This is a genomic window from Promicromonospora sp. Marseille-Q5078 (genome assembly GCF_050315395.1).
Classification (GTDB): Bacteria; Actinomycetota; Actinomycetes; order Actinomycetales; family Cellulomonadaceae; genus Isoptericola.
In genome coordinates, this window is record NZ_JBNPQG010000001.1 from 4,463,019 (window position 1) to 4,481,787 (window position 18,769).

The 18,769-nt window shown below is 71.3% G+C and carries 21 protein-coding genes; 10 read left to right on the plus strand and 11 right to left on the minus strand.

All coding sequences use genetic code 11. From position 1 onward, the window contains the following. The first annotated feature begins 29 nt into the window (after positions 1–29). From nhaA to ACQFYA_RS20450, 3 genes are read left to right on the plus strand one after another with little or no spacing between them, the layout of a single operon-like run. Positions 30–1,853, plus strand: a complete 1,824-nt coding sequence (gene nhaA / locus ACQFYA_RS20440; RefSeq protein ID WP_499127276.1) for a Na+/H+ antiporter NhaA — start codon at positions 30–32, stop codon at positions 1,851–1,853. A 53-nt stretch (positions 1,854–1,906) separates the two neighbouring features. Beyond that, positions 1,907–2,416, plus strand: a complete 510-nt coding sequence (locus tag ACQFYA_RS20445; RefSeq protein WP_499127278.1) for a nucleoside deaminase — start codon at positions 1,907–1,909, stop codon at positions 2,414–2,416. Positions 2,417–2,435: 19 nt separating this feature from the next. After that, positions 2,436–3,299 carry a hypothetical protein gene (locus tag ACQFYA_RS20450; protein WP_499127279.1) on the plus strand — a complete coding sequence of 288 codons (864 nt, stop codon included), beginning with the start codon at positions 2,436–2,438 and terminating at the stop codon, positions 3,297–3,299. Between the two features lie 24 nt (positions 3,300–3,323). Here ACQFYA_RS20450 and ACQFYA_RS20455 read toward each other — a convergent pair whose 3' ends face one another. Both ACQFYA_RS20455 and ACQFYA_RS20460 read right to left on the minus strand, forming a co-directional pair. Further along, positions 3,324–4,586: an MFS transporter gene (locus tag ACQFYA_RS20455; RefSeq protein WP_499127281.1), complete on the minus strand. Its 1,263-nt coding sequence runs from the start codon at positions 4,584–4,586 to the stop codon at positions 3,324–3,326. A gap of 50 nt (positions 4,587–4,636) precedes the next feature. Further along, positions 4,637–5,488, minus strand: coding sequence for a LysR substrate-binding domain-containing protein (locus ACQFYA_RS20460; RefSeq protein ID WP_499127282.1), 852 nt, complete (start codon positions 5,486–5,488; stop codon positions 4,637–4,639). A 100-nt stretch (positions 5,489–5,588) separates the two neighbouring features. Here ACQFYA_RS20460 and ACQFYA_RS20465 point away from each other — a divergent pair, with 100 nt between their 5' ends. Next, on the plus strand, positions 5,589–6,857 hold the full coding sequence (locus ACQFYA_RS20465) for an MFS transporter (protein ID WP_499127284.1): 1,269 nt from the start codon (positions 5,589–5,591) through the stop codon (positions 6,855–6,857). A 116-nt stretch (positions 6,858–6,973) separates the two neighbouring features. Then, positions 6,974–7,969: an IS481 family transposase gene (locus tag ACQFYA_RS20470; RefSeq protein ID WP_499127523.1), complete on the plus strand. Its 996-nt coding sequence runs from the start codon at positions 6,974–6,976 to the stop codon at positions 7,967–7,969. Here the strand turns inward: ACQFYA_RS20470 and ACQFYA_RS20475 are convergent. After that, entirely contained in the window at positions 7,966–8,376 is a 411-nt protein-coding gene (locus ACQFYA_RS20475) for a hypothetical protein (RefSeq protein WP_499127286.1), read from the minus strand. The genes ACQFYA_RS20470 and ACQFYA_RS20475 overlap by 4 nt on opposite strands. Before the next feature lie 124 nt (positions 8,377–8,500). On the opposite strand from ACQFYA_RS20475, the gene ACQFYA_RS20480 reads away from it, so the two are divergent. Next, positions 8,501–8,623 (plus strand): hypothetical protein, encoded by a 123-nt coding sequence (locus ACQFYA_RS20480; protein WP_499127287.1) that lies wholly within the window; start codon positions 8,501–8,503, stop codon positions 8,621–8,623. Positions 8,624–8,671: 48 nt separating this feature from the next. Here the strand turns inward: ACQFYA_RS20480 and ACQFYA_RS20485 are convergent, their stop codons facing one another. Both ACQFYA_RS20485 and ACQFYA_RS20490 read right to left on the minus strand, forming a co-directional pair. Next, positions 8,672–9,730: a PDDEXK nuclease domain-containing protein gene (locus tag ACQFYA_RS20485; protein WP_499127289.1), complete on the minus strand. Its 1,059-nt coding sequence runs from the start codon at positions 9,728–9,730 to the stop codon at positions 8,672–8,674. Between the two features lie 98 nt (positions 9,731–9,828). After that, complete coding sequence (locus tag ACQFYA_RS20490) at positions 9,829–10,407, minus strand: hypothetical protein (protein ID WP_499127290.1); 579 nt, start codon at positions 10,405–10,407, stop codon at positions 9,829–9,831. A gap of 824 nt (positions 10,408–11,231) precedes the next feature. Here ACQFYA_RS20490 and ACQFYA_RS20495 point away from each other — a divergent pair. Further along, on the plus strand, positions 11,232–11,831 hold the full coding sequence (locus ACQFYA_RS20495; protein ID WP_499127291.1) for an RNA polymerase sigma factor: 600 nt from the start codon (positions 11,232–11,234) through the stop codon (positions 11,829–11,831). Next, positions 11,831–12,793, plus strand: coding sequence for a hypothetical protein (locus tag ACQFYA_RS20500; protein WP_499127293.1), 963 nt, complete (start codon positions 11,831–11,833; stop codon positions 12,791–12,793). Before ACQFYA_RS20495 ends, ACQFYA_RS20500 begins: the two co-directional genes overlap by 1 nt. A gap of 359 nt (positions 12,794–13,152) precedes the next feature. Here the strand turns inward: ACQFYA_RS20500 and ACQFYA_RS20505 are convergent, their stop codons facing one another. From ACQFYA_RS20505 to ACQFYA_RS20530, 6 genes are all read right to left on the minus strand, one after another. After that, positions 13,153–13,461: a hypothetical protein gene (locus tag ACQFYA_RS20505; RefSeq protein ID WP_499127295.1), complete on the minus strand. Its 309-nt coding sequence runs from the start codon at positions 13,459–13,461 to the stop codon at positions 13,153–13,155. A 72-nt stretch (positions 13,462–13,533) separates the two neighbouring features. Next, the gene (locus ACQFYA_RS20510; RefSeq protein ID WP_499127297.1) at positions 13,534–13,827 is read right to left on the minus strand and encodes a hypothetical protein; all 294 of its coding nucleotides are present in this window, start codon (positions 13,825–13,827) and stop codon (positions 13,534–13,536) included. A gap of 145 nt (positions 13,828–13,972) precedes the next feature. Beyond that, a complete protein-coding gene (locus ACQFYA_RS20515) occupies positions 13,973–14,293 on the minus strand; it encodes a hypothetical protein (RefSeq protein WP_499127299.1) in 321 nt (106 codons plus the stop codon). Positions 14,294–14,506: 213 nt separating this feature from the next. Beyond that, entirely contained in the window at positions 14,507–14,983 is a 477-nt protein-coding gene (locus ACQFYA_RS20520; RefSeq protein WP_499127301.1) for a hypothetical protein, read from the minus strand. Between the two features lie 266 nt (positions 14,984–15,249). Further along, the gene (locus ACQFYA_RS20525) at positions 15,250–15,897 is read right to left on the minus strand and encodes an HAD-IA family hydrolase (RefSeq protein WP_499127303.1); all 648 of its coding nucleotides are present in this window, start codon (positions 15,895–15,897) and stop codon (positions 15,250–15,252) included. Positions 15,898–16,567: 670 nt separating this feature from the next. After that, positions 16,568–17,368 carry an NADPH-dependent F420 reductase gene (locus ACQFYA_RS20530; protein ID WP_499127304.1) on the minus strand — a complete coding sequence of 267 codons (801 nt, stop codon included), beginning with the start codon at positions 17,366–17,368 and terminating at the stop codon, positions 16,568–16,570. 179 nt (positions 17,369–17,547) lie between these two features. Between ACQFYA_RS20530 and ACQFYA_RS20535 the strand changes: the two genes are divergently transcribed. Next, a complete protein-coding gene (locus ACQFYA_RS20535) occupies positions 17,548–18,399 on the plus strand; it encodes a helix-turn-helix transcriptional regulator (protein WP_499127306.1) in 852 nt (283 codons plus the stop codon). Positions 18,400–18,469: 70 nt separating this feature from the next. After that, positions 18,470–18,751 carry a recombinase family protein gene (locus ACQFYA_RS20540; RefSeq protein ID WP_499127636.1) on the plus strand — a complete coding sequence of 94 codons (282 nt, stop codon included), beginning with the start codon at positions 18,470–18,472 and terminating at the stop codon, positions 18,749–18,751. Positions 18,752–18,769 lie beyond the last annotated feature (18 nt).

Genomic DNA, 18,769 nt, shown 5'->3' on the forward strand with positions numbered 1-18,769 from the left:
CGCACCCACCCACGGACGGGAGACGACCTATGCCGGTACGCGCGCTGAGGGAACGGCTGCGCACCGAGTCCGGTGCGGCGCTGCTGCTCGTCGGCGTGACGCTGCTGGCGCTCGTGTGGGCGAACTCGCCGCTGTCCGGCTGGTACGAGCGGCTGTGGGAGCTGCCGATCCACGTGGACGTCGGCGACCTGCGCTTCGACATGGACCTGCACCACTGGGTCAACGACGGCCTCATGGTGCTGTTCTTCTTCGTGGTCGGGCTCGAGGTGCGCCAGGAGCTGGCGATCGGCTCGCTGCGGCAGCGCAGCTCGCGCCTCGTCCCGCTGGTCGCGGGCACCCTCGGCGTCGTCGTCCCCGCGCTGGTCTTCCTCGCCGTCGCCGGGCACGCCGACCCGCACGGCTGGGGCGTCGTCGTCGGCACCGACACCGCGTTCCTGCTCGGCGTGCTCGCGCTCGTCGGGCCCACGATGTCGAGCCAGCTGCGCGTCTTCCTGCTCACCCTGTCCGTGGTGGACGACTTCCTCGCCGTCGGCATCATCGGCGTCGTCTACTCCGAGGACGTGCGGATCGCGCCGCTCGTCGTCGCCGCGGCCTGCCTGGGCGTGCTGTGGCTGCTGGGGCGCATGCGCGAGTGGCGCAGCGCCCCGTACGTGCTGGTGGTCGTGGTGCTGTGGGGGGCCACCGTGCAGGCAGGGGTGCACCCGTCGATCGCGGGAATGCTCGCCGGGCTGCTCGTGCCCGCGCTCGCCACGCGGCGCGACGACGTGCTCGAGGCCAAGACCCTGTTCCGCGACTACTGGCAGTCGCCGAACGCGAGCGTCGCCCGCAGCGTGCAGGTCGGCCTCGCGCGGTCCATCTCCGTGAACCACCGGCTGCACGAGGCGCTGCGCGCGCCCGTGTCGCTCGTCGTCGTGCCGCTGTTCGCGCTCGCCAACGCGGGGATCGACCTGCGCGGCGGCGCCCTCGCCGCGGCCCTCGGCTCCGTCATCACCTGGGGCGTCGTGGCGGGTCTCGTCGTGGGCAAGCTCGTCGGCATCGGCCTCGGCACGTGGGGCGCGGTCCGCGCCCGCCTGGGCACGCTGCCCGACGGCGTGGGCCCCGGCAGCGTCCTGGGGGGCGCGGCCCTCTCCGGCATCGGGTTCACGGTGTCGCTGCTGGTCGTGGACCTCGCGTTCGACGGCACCCCCGCGGGGCAGGCCGCGACCGTCGGGATCCTCATCGCGATGGTGCTGTCCACCCTGCTCGGCTGGACGATCTTCACCGTCGCGCGGGTGCGGTACGGCGAGGCCAGCGCCGACCTGCCCGTCACCCTCACGCCCGTCGTCGAGACCGGCCGCGACCACGCGAAGGGCGACGAGGACGCCGCGCACACCGTGGTCGAGTACCTCGACTTCGAGTGCCCGTTCTGCGCCCGCGCCACCGGCATGGGCGCCGAGCTGCGCGCGCACTTCGGCGACCGCGTGCGGTACGTCGTGCGGCACCTGCCGCTGGAGGACGTGCACCCCCACGCGTACCTCGCGGCCGTCGCCGCCGAGGCCGCGGAGCGGCAGGGGCAGTTCTGGGAGATGCACGACCAGCTGTTCAGCCACCAGTCCCGGCTGGAGCCCGACGACCTGCGCGAGCACGCCGCCCGGATCGGCCTCGACCTCGAGCGGTTCGACGCCGACATGGCGGACGAGGCCGTGCACGCCCGCGTCCGCGCCGACGAGGCGAGCGCCGCCGCGTCGGGCGCGCGCGGCACGCCCACGTTCTTCCTCGACGGCGTCCGGCACCGCGGGCCGCACGACGCGCGCACGCTCATCGCCGCGCTCGAGGCGAACGAGGAGGACCCGGCGCTGCGGCGCCGGTCGTGAGGGTCGGGTGCGACGAGAAGCAGACCCGGCGCCCGCGGGGTGAGGATGGCGTCATGGGATACCCGAGCCCGACCCCGGTGACCGCCGACGACCTGCCGCACCTGCGCCGGTGCGTGGACCTCGCCCGCGAGGCGCTCGACGACGGGGACGAGCCGTTCGGCTCCCTCCTCGTCGACGCCGGCGGCACGGTGCTGTTCGAGGACCGCAACCGCGTCCGGGGCGGCGACCAGACCCGCCACCCCGAGCTCGAGATCGCCCGCTGGGCCGCCGAGCACCTCTCCCCCGAGGAGCGGCGCGGGGCGACCGCGTACACCTCCGGCGAGCACTGCCCGATGTGCAGCGCGGCGCACGCCTGGGTGGGCCTCGGCCCGATCGTGTACGCCGCGAGCACCGCGCAGCTCGGCGCGTGGCTGCAGGAGTGGGGCGTCGCCCCCGGGCCGGTCAGCCCGCTGCCGGTGGGCGAGGTCGCGCCCGGCGTGCCCACGCGCGGCCCCGCCCTGGAGCTCGCCGACGAGATCCGCTCGCTGCACGCCCGGCTCCACGGGGTGCACGACCCCGCCTGAGAGTGATTGCCTGGGGAACATGAGCGACTCCCCCGAACCCACCGACCCCACCGGCCCCGTCCGCCACCCGTGGACCTGGCGGGTGGTCGTCCTCGTGGCCGTGGTGGTCGTGGCCGTCGTCGTCTGGCTCGTCGTGCGGAGCGACGACGGCGGCGGCGCGCCCGCCGCCGCGCCGTCCGCCACCGCGTCGTCCCCCGCCACGTCGTCCCCCACGGCCACGGAGTCGCAAGACGACGCGGCGGAACCCTCGCCGAGCACGACCGGCGCGGCCGGCTGCGACGCCACCGACGACGGCACGCCGGAGGGCGCGGACACCCACGAGGTGGTGGACGTCGACGGCGACGGCGAGCCCGACACGGCGTGGCTCACCGGTGGCGCCGACCGCCGCTTCGGCCTCACCACGGCGTCGGGCGCCACGTTCTCCGTCCCGATCGACTCGGCGAGCCCGCAGCGCGCGTCCGCCGTCGTGAACGTCGTGGCGGCGGGCGACGGCACCGCCCCGGTCGCGCTGGTCGACACCGGCCGCGAGGTGCTGCTCTTCTCCGTGGCCGACTGCGACATCGCCGCGACCCAGAACCTCGCGGGCGACGGGTACACCTTCGACAAGGGCTTCACCGGCAACGGCACGGGCGTCGGCTGCACCGAGGTGGACGGGAAGCTCCGCCTCGCCGGGCTGAACGCCACCTCGGCCGACGGCACGTCGTTCACGGTGACGCGCACGTTCGTCGACCTGGACGACGGCGCGATGACGGCGTCGAACGGCGAGGAGTCGACCGTCGCGCACGACGTCGGCCCCGACGACCCGGTGGTCGTCACGGCGCAGGAGGCGAGCTGCGGCGAGCTGGTCGCGGGCGAGGACGGGCCGGTCGAGCCGGAGTCCTGACCCCGGCACACCCCGGCGCGCGCGTCAGGCCGCCGCCGGCCGCCCCGCCCGCGTGAGGAACAGCACCGGGATGAGCAGCAGCGACAGCACCCCGCCCCCGAGGGCGAGCGTCGCGTAGCTCGATCCCGCCATCACGATGCCCGACATCGCGCCCCCGCCCGCCCCGGCGAGCGCGATGAGGACGTCGACGGTGCCCTGCGTGCGGGCGCGCGTGGCGGGGGTGGTCGAGTCCACGACGAGCGCCGTCCCGGCGATCAGCCCGAAGTTCCACCCCAGGCCGAGCAGCGCGAGCGACAGCACGAGCAGCCCCATCGAGTCCCCCGGCGCGGCCGCGCCGGTGATGCCCGCGAGCAGCAGCGTGACGCCGGCGGCCATGGCCATCGGCACGCGCCCCACCCGGTCCACGAGCACGCCCGTGACGAGCGACGGCAGGAACATCGCGGCCACGTGGATCCCGATGACGAGGCCGACGTCGCCCAGGTCGTGGCCGTGGCCGCGCATGTGCACCGGCGTCATCGTCATGATCGCGACCATCGCGACCTGCGTCAGCACCATCACCGTCGCGCCGACGACCACGCCCGTGGGCACCGCGCGCCGCCCGCCGGGGGCGTCGTCGGGCACCGGTGCGGGCGACGCCGCCTCGTCGGCCCGCGCGAGCTCCTGCGCGACGAGGAACGGGTCGGGCCGCAGGAACCCGAACAGCGTGGCCCCGGCCGCGAGGAAGGCGACGGCCGCGAGCAGGAACGGCCCGGCCAGCGCCGGGAGCCCGAGCGACGTCGCGAGGCCGCCCAGCGGCTCCACGAGGTTGGGGCCCGCGACGGCGCCGAGGGTCGTCGAGACCATCGCGACGCTCACCGCGGTGGCCCGCCGGTCGGGCGCCGCCAGGTCGGTGCCGGCGTACCGGGCCTGCAGGTTGGTCGACGTCCCGGCGCCGTAGACGAACAGCGACACGAGCAGCAGCGGCACGACGTCGAGCGCGGCGGCCACCACCACCCCGACCGCGCCCAGGCCGCCCGCGGCGAAGCCCAGCCCCAGGCCGACCCGGCGGCCGGCCCGCTGCGTGATGCGCCCGACGAGGAACGCCGCGAGCGCCGACCCGAGCGTGAACAGGGCCGTGGGCAGCCCGGCGAGCCCGTCGCTGCCGAGCATCTGCTGCGCGAGGAGCGCGCCGACCGTGACGCCGGCGGCGAGGCCCGCGCCGCCGAGCACCTGGCTCGCGACGACGGTGATCAACGTCCGACGCTGCAGGGCCGCCACGGCCTCCGGCGTCAGCGCTTCGGGAGTCACGTCCGCGAACCTACCCGCTCAGGCCGGGTCAGGAGCCGGTCACGACCCGGTCACGACCCGGTCAGGACCCGGGCCGGCGCCGGGACGCGCGACCGGTCGGGCCAGGCCACGCCGAGCCGGCGCGTCGTGCGGGGGCGCAGCGGCACGTAGACCGGATCGGCGGCGTCGGGCCGCTCGGGGCGGGGCAGCACGGCGACGCCCAGGCCCGCGGCGACGAGGCCCCGGATGGTGTCCACCTCGCTGGACTCGAACGCGACCTCCACCTCGACCCTTTGGGCGCCGAGCATGCCCTCGACGACGCCGCGCAGCTCGGTGGTGCGGGAGAACGCGACGAACCGCTCCCCCTGCAGGTCGGCGACCTCGACGCCCGCCCGGCCGGCCAGCCGGTGCCCGGGCGGGACGGCGACGCACAGCACCTGCTCGTGCAGCAGCCGCCACCCCGTGGTGCGGGTGGGCGGCGGGGGCGTGACCAGGGCGAGGTCCAGCACGTCGTCGTCGAGCCAGCCGAACAGGTCCTGGGCGAAGCCCTGCCGCAGCTCGAAGCGGCGCGCGGGGTCGTCGCGGCGCAGCTCGGTCACGATGCGCGGCACCAGCCAGCGCGCGACCGACTGCAGGAAGCCGAGCCGCACCGTCCGCGCACCGAGCGCCTGCTGGCGCACGTGCCGGCGCGCGACCTCGATCTCGTCGAGCACCCGCGCCGCGTCGCCACGGAAGCCGACGCCCGCGCGGTTGAGGGCGATGCGGCGCCCGTGCCGGCGGAACAGCTCGACGCCGAGCCCCGCCTCCAGCCGCGCCAGCGTGCGCGAGACCGTCGACTGGTCCACCCGCAGCAGCGCCGCCGTGTCGCGGGTGCTCTCCGTCTCGCACAGCGACAGGAACACCCGCAGCGTCTGCTCGTCCATCCGCGACCCCTCCGACCCGACTCGTCCAGATGCGATCCTCGCATCACATGGCGCACCCGCATCATTTTGCGCATCGACGGGCCGGGTGCACCGTGGACCGGTGACCGCCGCCCCCGAGCTCTCGACCGCCCCGCAGGCGACCCCGCGTCCCGGCGCGGCGCCCGTGGAGGGCCACCGCCCCGGGTCGCGGGCGTACCGCCGCACGCTGCTGGGGCTCGCCGCCGGCGGGCTCGCGAACTTCTCCCTGCTTTACTACGTGCAGCCGCTGCTGCCGCAGGTCGCCGCCCACTACGACGTCTCGGCGGGCGCGTCGGCGCAGGTGCTGTCCGTGACGACGGCGGCGATGGCGGTCGCCCTCCTCGCCGTGGGCCCGGTCGCGGACCGGTTCGGGCGGGTCGAGGTGATGCGCTGGTCGCTGCTCGCGTCGGGCGTGCTCGGGCTCGCGAGCGCCTTCGCCCCGACGTGGGGCAGCCTGCTGGTGCTGCGCGGCCTCGCCGGGGTGGCGCTGGCCGGCCTGCCCGCCGTGGCGCTGGCCTACCTGCGCGAGGAGATGCACCCCGGCGCGCACGCCCGCGCCAACGCCACCTACATCGCGGGGACCGCGGTGGGCGGCGCCGTCGGCCGGCTCGTGCCCGGGCCGCTCGCCGCCCTCGGCGGGTGGACCCTGGCCACCGAGGTGCTCGGCGTCACGACGCTCCTCGCCGCCGTCGCGCTGTGGGCCCTGGTGCCGCGGCCCGCCCGGTTCACGCCCAGGCCGCTGCGGCTCGGGAGCGTCCTCACGGGGACGGCGTCGGCGTTCCGCGACCCCGTCGTCGCGCTGCTGTGCGCCGTCGGCTTCGCGAGCATGGGCACCTTCGTCGGCGTCTACAACGCGGTCGCGTTCCGGCTCGAGGCGCCGCCCTTCTCGCTCGGCCACGCGGTGACCCTCGTGTACCTGGCGTACCCGGTCGGCATCGTCACGCCGTCCGTGGCGCAGCTCCTCGCCCGGCGGCGCGGACGCGGCACCGCCGTCGTCCTCGGGCTGCTGCTGCTCGCGGTCGGCGTCGCGCTCACCGCGCCGCCGGCCGTGACGACCGTCGTGGTCGGGCTCGGCGTGCTCACCGTCGGCTTCTTCTGCGCCCACTCCCTGGTCAGCGGCTGGGCGGTCGACCGCGCGCACCGCCAGGGCCGCGGCACCGCGCAGGCGTCCAGCGCGTACCTGTTCGCCTACTACGTGGGCAGCGCCGTCATGGGCGCCGTCACGACGCACGTCTGGGAGGACGCCGGCTGGTCCGGCGTGATCGTCGTGTCGACGGCGACCACGGCGCTGGCCGTCGCCGCGGCGTCCGTCGCCGCTCGTCTCGACCGCAGGACCGCGACGGCAGCCTAGGTGTGATGTCCAGGGACGTTGTCCCGTTCGGATCCGGTGAGCCTGTCTGACAGACGAAGGCCTCCGGTTGTGAAGTGGAGCTGTCGAGGAACCACTTCCACCCACCGGAGGCCTTCGTGTCCCACGCTAACGCCCTGCTGACTCCGAAGACGCGGCTGCGTCTGGCGCTGCTGATCGTCGAGTCGGGCTGGACCCACGCCGCCGCGGCGAAGATGTTCATGGTCTCGCCGCGCACTGCGAAGAAATGGGCCGATCGATACCGGGCCGAGGGCACGGCCGGCATGGCCGACCGCAGCTCGCGCCCGCACCACAGCCCGACCCGCACTCCGCAGCCGGTCGTCAAGGCGATCGTGCGACTGCGTTGGCGCCACCGGCTCGGCCCGGTTCAGATCGCTGGCCGGCTCGGCATCCCGGCCGCGACCGTGCATGCCGTCCTCGTGCGCTGCCGGATCAACCGGCTCTGGCGCATCGACCGGGTCACCGGAGAACCGTTGCGCCGCTACGAGCACGATCACCCCGGATCGTTGATCCATGTGGACGTGACCAAGTTCGGCAACATCCCCGACGGCGGCGGGTGGCGGTATGTCGGCAAGTCGCAGGGCGACCGCAACCGTGCCGCGACCGTGACCGAACGCCGCAAGGGTCGCGTGCGGGGACCGCTGGTCGGCACCGCATTCGTGCACACCGTGATCGACGACCACTCCCGTGTCGCCTACGCCGAGATCCACGCCGACGAGAAGGCCCCGACCGCGATCGGCGTCCTGCAACGCGCCCAGACCTGGTTCGCCGATCACGGCATCACCATCGAGCGAGTCCTGTCCGACAACGGCGCCGCCTACAAGTCCCACGCCTGGGCCCACGCATGCACGGACCTCGGAATCGTGCACAAGCGCACCCGCCCCTACCGCCCGCAGACGAACGGCAAGATCGAGCGATTCCACCGGACCCTGGCTGACGGATGGGCCTACGCCCGCTTCTACGACTCAACCAGCCAGCGCAACGCTGCCCTGCCCGGATGGCTCCACTTCTACAATCACCATCGAGCCCACTCCGCCATCGGCGGCCAGCCACCGATCACCCGGCTGACCAACCTCCCTGGACATCACACCTAGGCGGCCGCCGCGGCGTCCTCGCGCGTGCCCGGCCGCCGCGCGCCCAACGCCCGCGCCATCGCCACGGCCCAGACGAGCAGCACGACCGCGACGAGGAACAGCCACCCGACCACCTGGACGCGCGCCTCCTCGAGGCACTCCTCGGGGAACGGGTCGTCCGGCGTGGAGGCACCGACCAACCGGTCCGCGGCGCTCCCCGTGCAGGTGACGCCGTCCACCGTCACGGCAGGCGCGACGGCGGCCCAGAGCGCGGCGACGACGACCGCCAGGGCGACGGCGCTCAGCACCCACACGGACCAGTGCGGCCGCGCCCGGAGGCAGAGGGCCACCACGACCACCGCCACCACCGTCACCGCGAGCCCGAGCAGCACGATCATCAGACCGGCGCCCACGTCGGTACCGCTCATCGCTGCCTCGCCTCGTCGTGCGGACCGGGTCGGCCGTGAGCCTAGCCCGGTGGGGTCAGCGGGGCTCGCAGGACGCAGGCAGGCGGTCGCGGCGTACCCGGTGGCCGCGCCTAGGGTGGAGCCCGTGCCGTTCGCGATCGCCGAGGACTCCGCCACGATCGCGTACCAGGTGCGAGGCGAGGGCCCCGCGCTGGTGCTGCTCGCCGGCCAGGCGAACTCGCACCGTCGGTGGGACCATCGGACATAGCGACCATTATCGGTCAGGCGTTCTGGCTGGTCAGGAGGGGTTCCTGAGTCACGGCCGGTGGTCGAGCTCGTCCTCGATAACGGCCTCGAGCTCGGCGGCGCTGGGCAGCACGCCGCGGGCGTCGGGCGGCAGACCTTGGTAGTCCGCCACGGCAACGGGCGCGCTTGTGCTGGCCAGCGCGTACCGCACCGTGGGACCGGCCTTGCCCGTGCACAGCAGGATCCCGATCGTCGGTGCGTGGATCTCCGCCCGGCGCAGCTGATCGTCGACGATCGCGACGTACGTGCCGAGCTGGCCGACGTGGCCGGGCTCGAACTGCCCGATCTTCAGCTCGACCACCACGTAGCGCAACTGCTCGACGTGGAAGAACAGCAGGTCCACGTAGAACTCCTCCACACGGTCGCTCGCGTCGTCCGGCACGGCCAGGCGCACCTGACGCCCGACGAACGCCATGCCGCGCCCGAGCTCGAGCATGGTGTCCTGCAGCCGGTCCATCAGCGCCTGCTCGACGTCACGCTCCGCCACTCGCTCGACCATCGCGAGGTGCTCGAACACATACGGGTCCTTGACCAGCTGCTGCGCCAGCTCGGAATCCGGAGCCTCAAGCGCGGCGGTGAAGTTCGTCGGCGCCGCCCCAATCGCACGACGCAGGTCGGCCTTGATCTGGTGCTCGAGCACCGCGCGCGACCACCCGTCCTCCAACGCACGCGCGGCGTACCAGTCCCGCTCCTCACGCGTGGCAAGCCGGTCGAGCAGCACCGTTACGTGCCGCCACGGCAATCGTCCACCAACGTGGTGGACGAACTCCTCCTCGGTCGGCCAGGTCTCCGCCGCCCGACGCATGTACAGCAGGTTCGACCTCGACCAGCCGCGCTGATCCGGAAACTCGCGCCGCAAGTCCGCCGCCAAGGACGTGACGACCTTGCTCCCCCAGCCCGCAGTGCGCTGCCGGTCCAGGATGTCCCGTCCGACCGACCAGTACAGCCGCAGTACCTCCGTGTTCGCCGCCCGCGCCGCCCGGAACCGCGTCGCGCGCACCCGCGCCTTCAGATCAGCCAACAGCTCGGCGTACCCGGCCGGCTCCAGATCATTGCCAGACGACGTCATGTCCGACATCCTCCCAGCGACACCAGGGGCCACGCCGGATTCGTCCACGAGGACGCCCCCGGCACCAGGAAGGCGCCGGGGGCAGCCACGGTCGATGATCAGGCCGCGGTGCGCAGCGCGTACGCGAGGCCGGCGGCGTCGGTCTCGATCCAGAAGTCCAGCGCCGCCAAGTCCCGACCCTCGCTGGTCCACAGACCGCCCCGTGAGAGGTCGACGAACGTGATACCCGCCTCGGGGTACTCGGCGGCATACGCGCGCTGATAGAGCCGCAGGAACATGTCGATGGTCGTCGGATCGAGCTCCGGCTCGGCGAGATGGACCTTCACGAGCTCGATGGTGCCGTCCTCGTGCTCCTCCGCGATCGGGGCCGGCACACGGACCGAGAGCCCGCCGATCGCGATCCGGGTGCGCTCGACGTGCACCGAGCTGCACGCCGCCCACCGTCCGAGGATGTTGCTCCACGCGGAGGCGAGCGCGGAGTAGCGCGCCTGCTTCCGCGTGTTCGCGTTCACGGCGGCCGCCTCGACAGCAGCCCCGTCCCGGGTCGTGCGCCGATCGCTCACGAGAGCATGACGCATCCCGAGATAGAAGTCGGTGCGCGGGCTCCAGCCCGCACCTCCGACGATCTGGCCGACGACCGGACCACGGCGGTTCGGCGGCGTCGACGCGTACTTCACGAACTGAGAGAGAGGAACTTCCTGGGGCACGATGTGTCCCCTTCCTGCTCCGACGCACCCGATCACGGAATCGCCGGACCGCATGTTCTGCGGGCCGGCGATTCCGTGCGAGACTGTCGGTGTTCGACCAGAACCCCGACATCCTCGCCCGAGTACGTCTCGGCTAGTGGTGTCCCCGAGGCCCGGTGCTCCAACACCGGGCCTTCGGCGTTCGAAGACCTTTTCCTCGAACTACCCCGATGGTACCGGTGAGGGTCGCCAAAACGGCGGGGACTACATGTTGTGGTTGACATCCGTGTCATTCACACGCGGCCGCATGCCTGCGAAGGCCGCCGGAACGCCAGGCCGCGGATCGGCGGAATAGCGCGGCTCCTGGAGGATCTACGCGTCCCCGCGGAGCGGTTTGCCCCACCCGCTTCATCCCGGACAAACGGCGCAAAACACAACACACCGGAATTTTGAACACTTCGGCGTGTCGTCCCAGATGTAGTGCCGAAATGGCGATAGGTTCGAGTGTTCCCGAGACGTTTTGGACGTAATGTCCGACAGGGAGCCCGCTCGCCGGAACCACGCCGCCGTGCTTCTGGAGCCACCCCGAGGGACGACTTCTTCCACCTGTCCGCGTCCATCTGAGGCCCTCACCCTCGCCCTCCCTGAAAACGACCGATTCTCACGCGCTCCAGAATCGGGTTCTGGAGCTTTCGAAACCCTCCCCGTGAGCGTTCCGACGCTCGAGTGGGTTCGGATCATGGATCGCTCACCTGTAACGCTTCGCGGGTCGCCGGACATGTAGAGGTGACACGGGAAGCCAGGGAGGGCCATCGATGGGTCGGCAGCCGCCGCAGCAGGAGCCGGAGACGGCGGACGAGAGGTTCGCGTCGATCTTCGGGGCTACGCACTTGCTGTTGCTCGCCTACGCGGTGCGCCGGCTCGCGGTGCCGGAGGACGCGGCAGACGTCGTCGCCGAGACGTTCCTCATCGCGTGGCGTCGTCTCGACGAAGTCCCTGCGGGCGAAGATGCTCGGCCGTGGCTCTTCGGCGTGGCCCGGGGTGTGCTGGCCAATCACCAACGCGGCGAACGGCGCCGGATCGCGCTGGCCGACCGGCTCCGTGAGGACCTGCGCGGCTTCGAGGTGCCCCGCCGTGCGTCACGCCTCGACGACGTCGAACGGGCGATGGCGAGCCTGCCGGACGACGACCGGGAGATCTTGCGCCTGGTGGCGTGGGAGGAGCTCGCGCGCGACGAGATCGCCGTGGCTCTCAACATCTCGCGCGGCGCGGTGCGTGTGCGACTCCACCGGGCGCGCAAACGCCTGGCCCAGCAGATGTCGGTCCTCGCGCAAAGCGAGCAACCGGCGACGCTCCCGGCAGCATCCACGCCGGTCACGACGCAGCGGACGACGGCACGGAGCGAGGAGGCATGATGACGGACCCGATGACACGCCTGCGGGCGACGAACCCTGTCCGGCAGTCGGAGCTGCCTCCGATCAGCACGGGGGCCTGGTCGGCGATGCAGGACTCGATCGCCGCGACACCCCGCGCCCTCGGTGAGGTACAGCGGCAGACAGGGCGAAAGAAGCGGCTCGGCAAGCGCGGGATCCTCAGCATCGGCCTCGCCGTGCTGCTGATCGGCGGCGGGGTGGGGTACGCCGGGATCGAGGGATGGTTCGGGGGCACACCGCAGGGCCCCAACTGCCTCGCGGACTGGTCCGACCAGGACGCCGCCGTGGTCGGGTCCTGGCTGACCGGCGACGCGATCGCGGACTGCGACACGCTCATGCGCGACGCCGGACTCGCCCCGATCCAGGACCCGGTCGCGTTCACGCTCCAGGACTACACCTACGTCACGCCCGCCGGCCAGGTGCCCGGCGGGGCCAATGTTCTCGCTTCCGGCGTAGCGGTCACCCCGCAGGCGCTTGAGATGCGACAGAGCGCCTTGGACTTCGTCGATGGCGGCAACGCGGCCTGCCGCACCGTTCCCGAACAGGTCGAGTGGGCCCGGACGGAGCTGGAACGCCTCGGGCTCCAGGGTTGGTCCGTGGTGCGGGTCGACCACCAGGACCCGGACGCCCCGTGCTCGTGGGTTGACGCCCAGGAACCGGGCGTCGTCACCGTCGGGTCCGGCGGCCAGCCGCTGGACACGTTCGTCGACGGCGAATGGCCGCTGGCGGACCAGCTTCGTACGAAGATCGCGGACCGCTGCCTGACCGTCGGCGAAGCGAAGCACCTCGCCGAGGAGCTGTACATGACCTACTCGTCGGTCGGCGCCGACGACACCCTGACAGCCACCGCGATCACAGACGACACGACCGACTGCGCACGCGTCGACGCCGCCATCGGCGGGAGCGTGCAGATCACGGTCTACGGGCCGGGAGCCGAGCGGTGAAGCCAGCACGGGTCACCGCAACCACCAAGACGGACGGTCGTCGGGATCCACGATGGACGCCGCACCGGCCACGCCCCCCAAGACGTCAGGGCCTGGCTGCCAGCTGCTGTAGCGGTCGTCGTCCTCGCAGGCCTGCTCTATGGGCTGGCGGTCGGCGCCGACTACGCCGTCGATATCATCACCGGCGCGGCCGCCTACTGATGAGTTCCGACCCTGGCGGGCGCCGACTTGGCGGATCTCGACACGGGCCATTCCAGAACCGACCGATTTTGGGCCGCGCCAGAATCGGGTTCTGGAGGTTTCGAAACCCACCCGGAGCCGGGTCTCACCGTCGCTCGGGCCTGCGGGACCTGGGCTGGCTAGCGTTCGTGCACCGGGTCTTCCGAGTCAAAGACGAGCCAATCGGGCCAGGTCCCGTCCCAGGCCGCCAGCCCTAGCCACAGCCTCACGAGCTCTGCACCCCCGAGGCCCCACAGGCACGCCATGCGCCACCGCGACCTCCTGAGCGGGGTAAGCAACCCCACCAACGGCCACACCAGCGACAGCCCCGGGACGAGCATCGCGGACGCGATCATCAACGCGAGGATGAGGAAGAACCAGACGTTCATGCCCCGGGCCGGTCGCTCTTCAGGCACCTCCACAGGCCGCATCTTGGCCAGGTGAGCCATCGCCCCTCCAGGAGATCATGTACGGCACCCCCATCGACAGCTCGGAAGTGGGTCCGTCGGTGTCAGGCGTCTTCAGTCGATGTCTGTCCCGACCATCAAGAGCGCTGCGCCCATGAAAGCGGCCACCGCTGTCCACCCGACGAGCGCCCAGGTCAGCACTCCTCGCAACAGTCTGGATCGCTCGGTGGCGACTGGACGTCTAAGTCCGAGCCGGATGAGCGCCAGCACGGCCACGCCCACGATTGGTGCCCAGGGTCCGAGGATCGCCACGCTGACCGACGCGGTCATGACCCCCAGGGCCGCGACAAGGAGAAGGGCGGCCTCCTCTCGACCGGTGTCGCGGCCGACGTCTCCCTGGAGCGTCATGCGCAGATCATGGCACCCGGCACGTCCCGGGCAGACGACATCGAAGGGCGAATTCCGCTGCGCACACCGAACTGACACAACCTCCGCCAGCGCGCCAGGACGCGGCTTGGGATCCGGAGGTTTCGCTCGCGGAGGGCCTCGTGGCCTACTCCTTGTCGGCCGGTTCCAACCTGACTTCGCCGGTGTGGATCACGATCTGCTCATCCGAGCACACTGGTCCAGCGACCGTGGCTACCTGGCCCGAGGTGAACTCGACCGTGACGTCGCCTGGAGTGCACTTGTAGTCGAGCAGAACCGATTGCCCGGTCGCGGGAACCTCGAACTGCTCGTCCCCGGTCGAAACCTTCACCTCGTCGTTGCTCTCGTTGATGACGGAGAGGTCTCCGGCTCCGCTACAGGCGGCCAAAGTGGACATCAGAACCGCGGCGACCAGCCCACAGACGTTCGACCGCGCCCGCTCGCCCATCGCCCCACCCTGCCCGTCCTCGACCGCTGGCTTGCTCCTCCTGAGACTAGTAGTGAGGGGCTGACTCAACGGGCCGCCAGTCGCTAGGCCATCACCTGAGGCGCGCCAGAATCGGGTATTGGGTGTTTCGAAACCTGAGCTAGCGGGCCCGACAGGAGGGTCCTGTTTGAGGTCGAGGTGGTCCGGTGACGACCGGGAGAGCGGTGGAGGAGGTCAGAGAGCCCAGTCGACATGGCCCTCCATCGGGCCGCCGCACTCCGCCGTTCCGCCTACACGCACCCAGTGGACGTCGACCTCCGTCCGCGCGATCACGTCGCCGGCGTCGTCCAGAGCGCGCAGGGCGATCGGGTTCGGCGGGTAGACCAGCGTGAACGTCCACGTGTCCCCGTCGCGGGACGTCATGAGGGAGGGCGCTGTCGCATCTTCGCTCCCCGGGGCGGGAGGCTGCCACCGGTCGCTGTCCCGCACCTGGACCAGGTCGACCTCCAACGTTTCGCCCGTCATCGTCACCGCCAGGAGGCTGGAGTACCCGATCGCCGGACACGCCTGTGGCGCGATGACGCGCGACCCGACGGTCGCAGCCAGCACGGCGAGGACGACGATGCCCAGCGCCGCCAGCGTGGCCCACAGTGGCGGACGAAGACGGTGGCGCTCATCGGCGCGATGCTCGGTGGTGACCGGGTGTGGCACAGTCCCTCCTCGACTCGGCACCTCAATCGTCTCCTGTCGCCGCGGGTCAGGTCCTTGCAGCGCCCGCCACACACGTTCTGGCGGAATGTCGCAGTGGGTGCTGTCGAGCCTCACCGAGAAACGTTGTCGTCATTGACCGTCGGAACCAATACCAGGAGCTGCTGGTCGGAAGGGCACCTGAGGCATGTCAGAACCGACCGATTCTGAGGCGCGCCAGAACCGGGTTCTGGACGTTTCGAAACCTTCTGGCTGTGGCGCTCCTGTCCTCAGGTCAGGAGTGAAGACCTGAGGACGGGAGCGAGCGCTTCCTCCAGCTCGGCAGCGGAGCGATACAGCACCGTCGTCATTCCGAGCTCGGCTGCTGCTGTGGTGTTTTCCTCGCGATCATCTACGAAGAGGCAACGGTCGACGGGGACACCAGCCCGTTCGGCCGCGATCTCGTAGATGCGACGGTCCGGCTTGGCGACGCCGACGAGCGAGCTGTTGACGACGCCGTTCGCGAGGTCGCGCAGCCCGAGGAGCTCGAGGTCTTCGTCTAGCCACACCGGCGCGTTGCTCACGAGGACGACGGGACAGTGCGACCGGACCCGGCGAAGGAGGCTCACGACGGCTTCGTCGGTGCGGGATTCTGCCTCACTGAATGCCTTGGCCAGCGCCTGCGCCTCAGCTTGCGAAACGTCGGAAACAAGACCCTGGACGATCGAGTAGGCCCACTGTTCCCTCGTGATCTGTCCGAGCAGCAGGGGCAGATCATTCTCCGGTGCGAACCCGATGGCTGCCGTGGTGCCCGCCAGCAGACCGGCCCGTTCCTCCAGGTGTGACACCAGGTCGGTGTCGTAGAAGCGGATCACTCCGTCGATGTCGCACAGGACGGCGTCGAAGGGCAGGTCGTGGGCGTCTGCTGCGGACTTCACACGCCATGGATATCACTGCCACGCCCTCAGCACGCACGCCCACCCCTCTGTCCGCGGGCCCAGGTCCACAGATGCTCCGCGCACCGATTTCTGCGGAACCCGACAACGGGCCTGGGCACTTCAAAACTGACCGATTCTGAGGTGCGTCAGAATCGGGTTCTGGATGTTTCGAAACCTAGGGCTCTGACCTGACGAGACGGGCGTGAAGCTGGCACTGCAAGGGCTTCGTCGTGGCCGGCTGAGCGAAGGGCCGCGAGGGGCCCGTCGTCGGCGGCAAGCTCGTCGAGCATGCTCGCCATCGCATGGGCATGCGCGGCACCTGCGGGTCGAGACGGCGTCCGGGCCGCGCGACGCCCGTCCGGTCCCGGCCGCGCTGCTCGCCGAGGTCGATGAGGGCGACGCGCGAGTGCTCGGAGTCTCAGCCTCGACGGTCCGCCGGCGCCTTGCCGGCACTCCGTGAGCTTCAACGGACTCACCGCTGAGCCGGCTCCGCGGGGCGCTCCCTGCCCGAGAACTCGCACCTCGCGAGCACGCACCTCTACCAGCTAAACGTGTGCGAGTTGCCTCTGATGCAAGAGCTCGCATCCGAGACCAACCCGCGTGTTCACCATCAGGGGTCAAGGCCCCGGCGCGCCGACTGCCGCAGGACGGCACTCGGCGTGCCCGAGTTCTACTTGTTTACGGTGTTGGCGCTCGCCTGGTCCATGAAGATGGCGACGTGAGCGGGAGGCATCCCCGCCAGCGTGCCACCGACGGGTGATGGGCGCTTCGCGCCGTCGATCATCGCGCGGGCGGCTTCGGGCGAGACGGGCGGGACCGGGTGCTCGAGGTAGAAGCGCTTCTCCTCATCCCCAGTGATCCCGTCCGGGATGGCAGGGGCGTACGGCCAGAAGTAGAGCGGCGTCTGAGGCTCAATCCGCCAGCTCTGCGCGAGCGAGCCGGCATCGACCACGTCGTAGCCGACCGCTTCCAAGAACCGCGTCACCGCCTTCTTGGCAGCGGGATCGTCGCCCGCGATCGGCAGCGTTGTCCGTTCGGCGTCGCCCTTCGGGCGGGCGTTGGAGTACATGTGGTTCCAGTCCAGATTGTGCAGGCCCTTCACGACCAGGGAGTCCTTGAGGTGCCGCTGCACGAGTTCACTCGAGGTGAGCTTCCCCGCATCGAGCTCGGCGTTGCGCCAGAACTCCGGGTAGTAGTTCGTCTGGTCCAGGACGACCTTCCCGGCCAGCTTGTCGGCCGACAGGGCCTCGAAACTCGCGAGCGGCACGGGGAGGGCGATGATGTCGCCGGCCTCGATCGCCTCATCGACCGTTGCGGCGCGCGCCAGCGGACCGAGCTCCGATACGAGTTCCGCGATCGATTCCGGGCCCCGCGAATTGCTGAGCACAACGCTGTAGCCGGCCTCGACCGCCAGCCGAGCGACGGAGCCGCCAACCAGACCGGAGCCAATGATTCCGACGGTGGGTGCCATCTTGGGTATCTCCTTGCATTAATGGCGCCGCGAGTAGGGCGGCAGGGTTCCGCCGTGCCTCTGACGCACTCGGACTGACACGTCGATACTCGGCCTGGTGACAGGGGGGCACCAGGCGTTGTCGTCACTGGTAGCGCCAGTACCCCCCAGCCCCTCGCCAGCAGACTCATACTGGATTCATGACCACTCACACCGAGCTCGGCCCAGCACTGCGGGCGTGGAGGGAGCGCATCGGCCCGGCCACGGTGGGTCTGCCGGTTGCGGGAAACCGACGGGTTCCGGGCCTGCGCCGTGAGGAGCTGGCGGTTTTGGCCGGCATCTCCGTCGACTACCTCGTTCAGCTCGAACAGGGCCGTGCGAAGAATCCCTCTCCCCAGGTGCTGGCGGCCTTCGCGCAGACGCTGCGGCTCAATGCCGTGGAGCGCGAATTGCTTTACCGGCTGGCCGGCGCGGTCGTCCCGCCGTCCGGGACGGTGCCACGTGAGGTGCCGCCCGGCGTGCAGCGCATGATCGACCGGATGAGCGACACCCCGCTGGCCGTCTTCACCGCCTCCTGGGACATCGTGCAGAACAACCAGCTCTGGGCCGAGCTGTTCGGCAGCCCGGCCAACGCCGATGCCCGGTCGAGCAATCTGATCTGGGGGCACTTCGCCGCCCTGCCCGTACCCGGCGCTTCCCGCATCGAGCGCGGCGCCGCACACGCCGACGCCTTCGAGCGCATGATGGTTTCCGACCTGCGCCGGGCCGCCGACCGATACCCGGATGACCGCGCCGTGACCGAGCTGATCAACGGGCTGCGGGAGTCCAACCGGCGCTTCGCCGATCTCTGGACCCGCTACGAAACCCTGCCGATCGGGCGCTCACACAAGACGGTAGTCCACCCCGAGCTCGGCGAGATCGTCCTCGACTGCGACATCATGACCATCGAACGCGCCGACCTGCACATCGTGTTGAACTGGGCCGCCCCGAACACCGGCGCCGCCGAGAAGCTCGCCCTGCTCCGCGACCGCGTAGCCACAGCAGCACACTGAACACCGGCGCCGCGCCGCGTGCAGACATCGAACTCAACACGCAGGACGTGACAGGGAACGGACCTGGTCCCTGTCCAAACAGATCGACACGAGCACGTCGGCAGGCCGGTTCATGGTGCACATGCTGGCCGCCCTTGCCCAGCTGGAGGCCGACCTGATCCGCGAACGCACATTCGATGGCCTGGCGGCCGCCCGCTCGCGCGCACGGGTCTGCGGACGCCCCACCGTGATGTCGCCGGAACGACTCGCCGCGGCGCGAGCATCCGTCGCCGGCGGCCAACCTGTTGCCGCCGTAGCACGGGCGCTCGGAGTGTCGGTGTCCACGCGCCGCCGGCACCTCGCCGGCGCGTGAGACCGGAGCCGCTTCGCG

What these genes read in the sequence shown, in the direction of transcription:
- nhaA (WP_499127276.1), top strand. Translation starts at nt 30, where the DNA reads ATGCCGGTACGCGCGCTGAGGGAACGGCTGCGCACCGAGTCCGGTGCG.
- ACQFYA_RS20445 (WP_499127278.1), top strand. Translation starts at nt 1,907, where the DNA reads ATGGGATACCCGAGCCCGACCCCGGTGACCGCCGACGACCTGCCGCAC.
- ACQFYA_RS20450 (WP_499127279.1), top strand. Translation starts at nt 2,436, where the DNA reads ATGAGCGACTCCCCCGAACCCACCGACCCCACCGGCCCCGTCCGCCAC.
- ACQFYA_RS20460 (WP_499127282.1), bottom strand. Translation starts at nt 5,488, where the DNA reads ATGGACGAGCAGACGCTGCGGGTGTTCCTGTCGCTGTGCGAGACGGAG.
- ACQFYA_RS20475 (WP_499127286.1), bottom strand. Translation starts at nt 8,376, where the DNA reads ATGAGCGGTACCGACGTGGGCGCCGGTCTGATGATCGTGCTGCTCGGG.
- ACQFYA_RS20485 (WP_499127289.1), bottom strand. Translation starts at nt 9,730, where the DNA reads ATGACGTCGTCTGGCAATGATCTGGAGCCGGCCGGGTACGCCGAGCTG.
- ACQFYA_RS20495 (WP_499127291.1), top strand. Translation starts at nt 11,232, where the DNA reads ATGGGTCGGCAGCCGCCGCAGCAGGAGCCGGAGACGGCGGACGAGAGG.
- ACQFYA_RS20500 (WP_499127293.1), top strand. Translation starts at nt 11,831, where the DNA reads ATGACGGACCCGATGACACGCCTGCGGGCGACGAACCCTGTCCGGCAG.
- ACQFYA_RS20505 (WP_499127295.1), bottom strand. Translation starts at nt 13,461, where the DNA reads ATGGCTCACCTGGCCAAGATGCGGCCTGTGGAGGTGCCTGAAGAGCGA.
- ACQFYA_RS20510 (WP_499127297.1), bottom strand. Translation starts at nt 13,827, where the DNA reads ATGACGCTCCAGGGAGACGTCGGCCGCGACACCGGTCGAGAGGAGGCC.
- ACQFYA_RS20515 (WP_499127299.1), bottom strand. Translation starts at nt 14,293, where the DNA reads ATGGGCGAGCGGGCGCGGTCGAACGTCTGTGGGCTGGTCGCCGCGGTT.
- ACQFYA_RS20530 (WP_499127304.1), bottom strand. Translation starts at nt 17,368, where the DNA reads ATGGCACCCACCGTCGGAATCATTGGCTCCGGTCTGGTTGGCGGCTCC.
- ACQFYA_RS20535 (WP_499127306.1), top strand. Translation starts at nt 17,548, where the DNA reads ATGACCACTCACACCGAGCTCGGCCCAGCACTGCGGGCGTGGAGGGAG.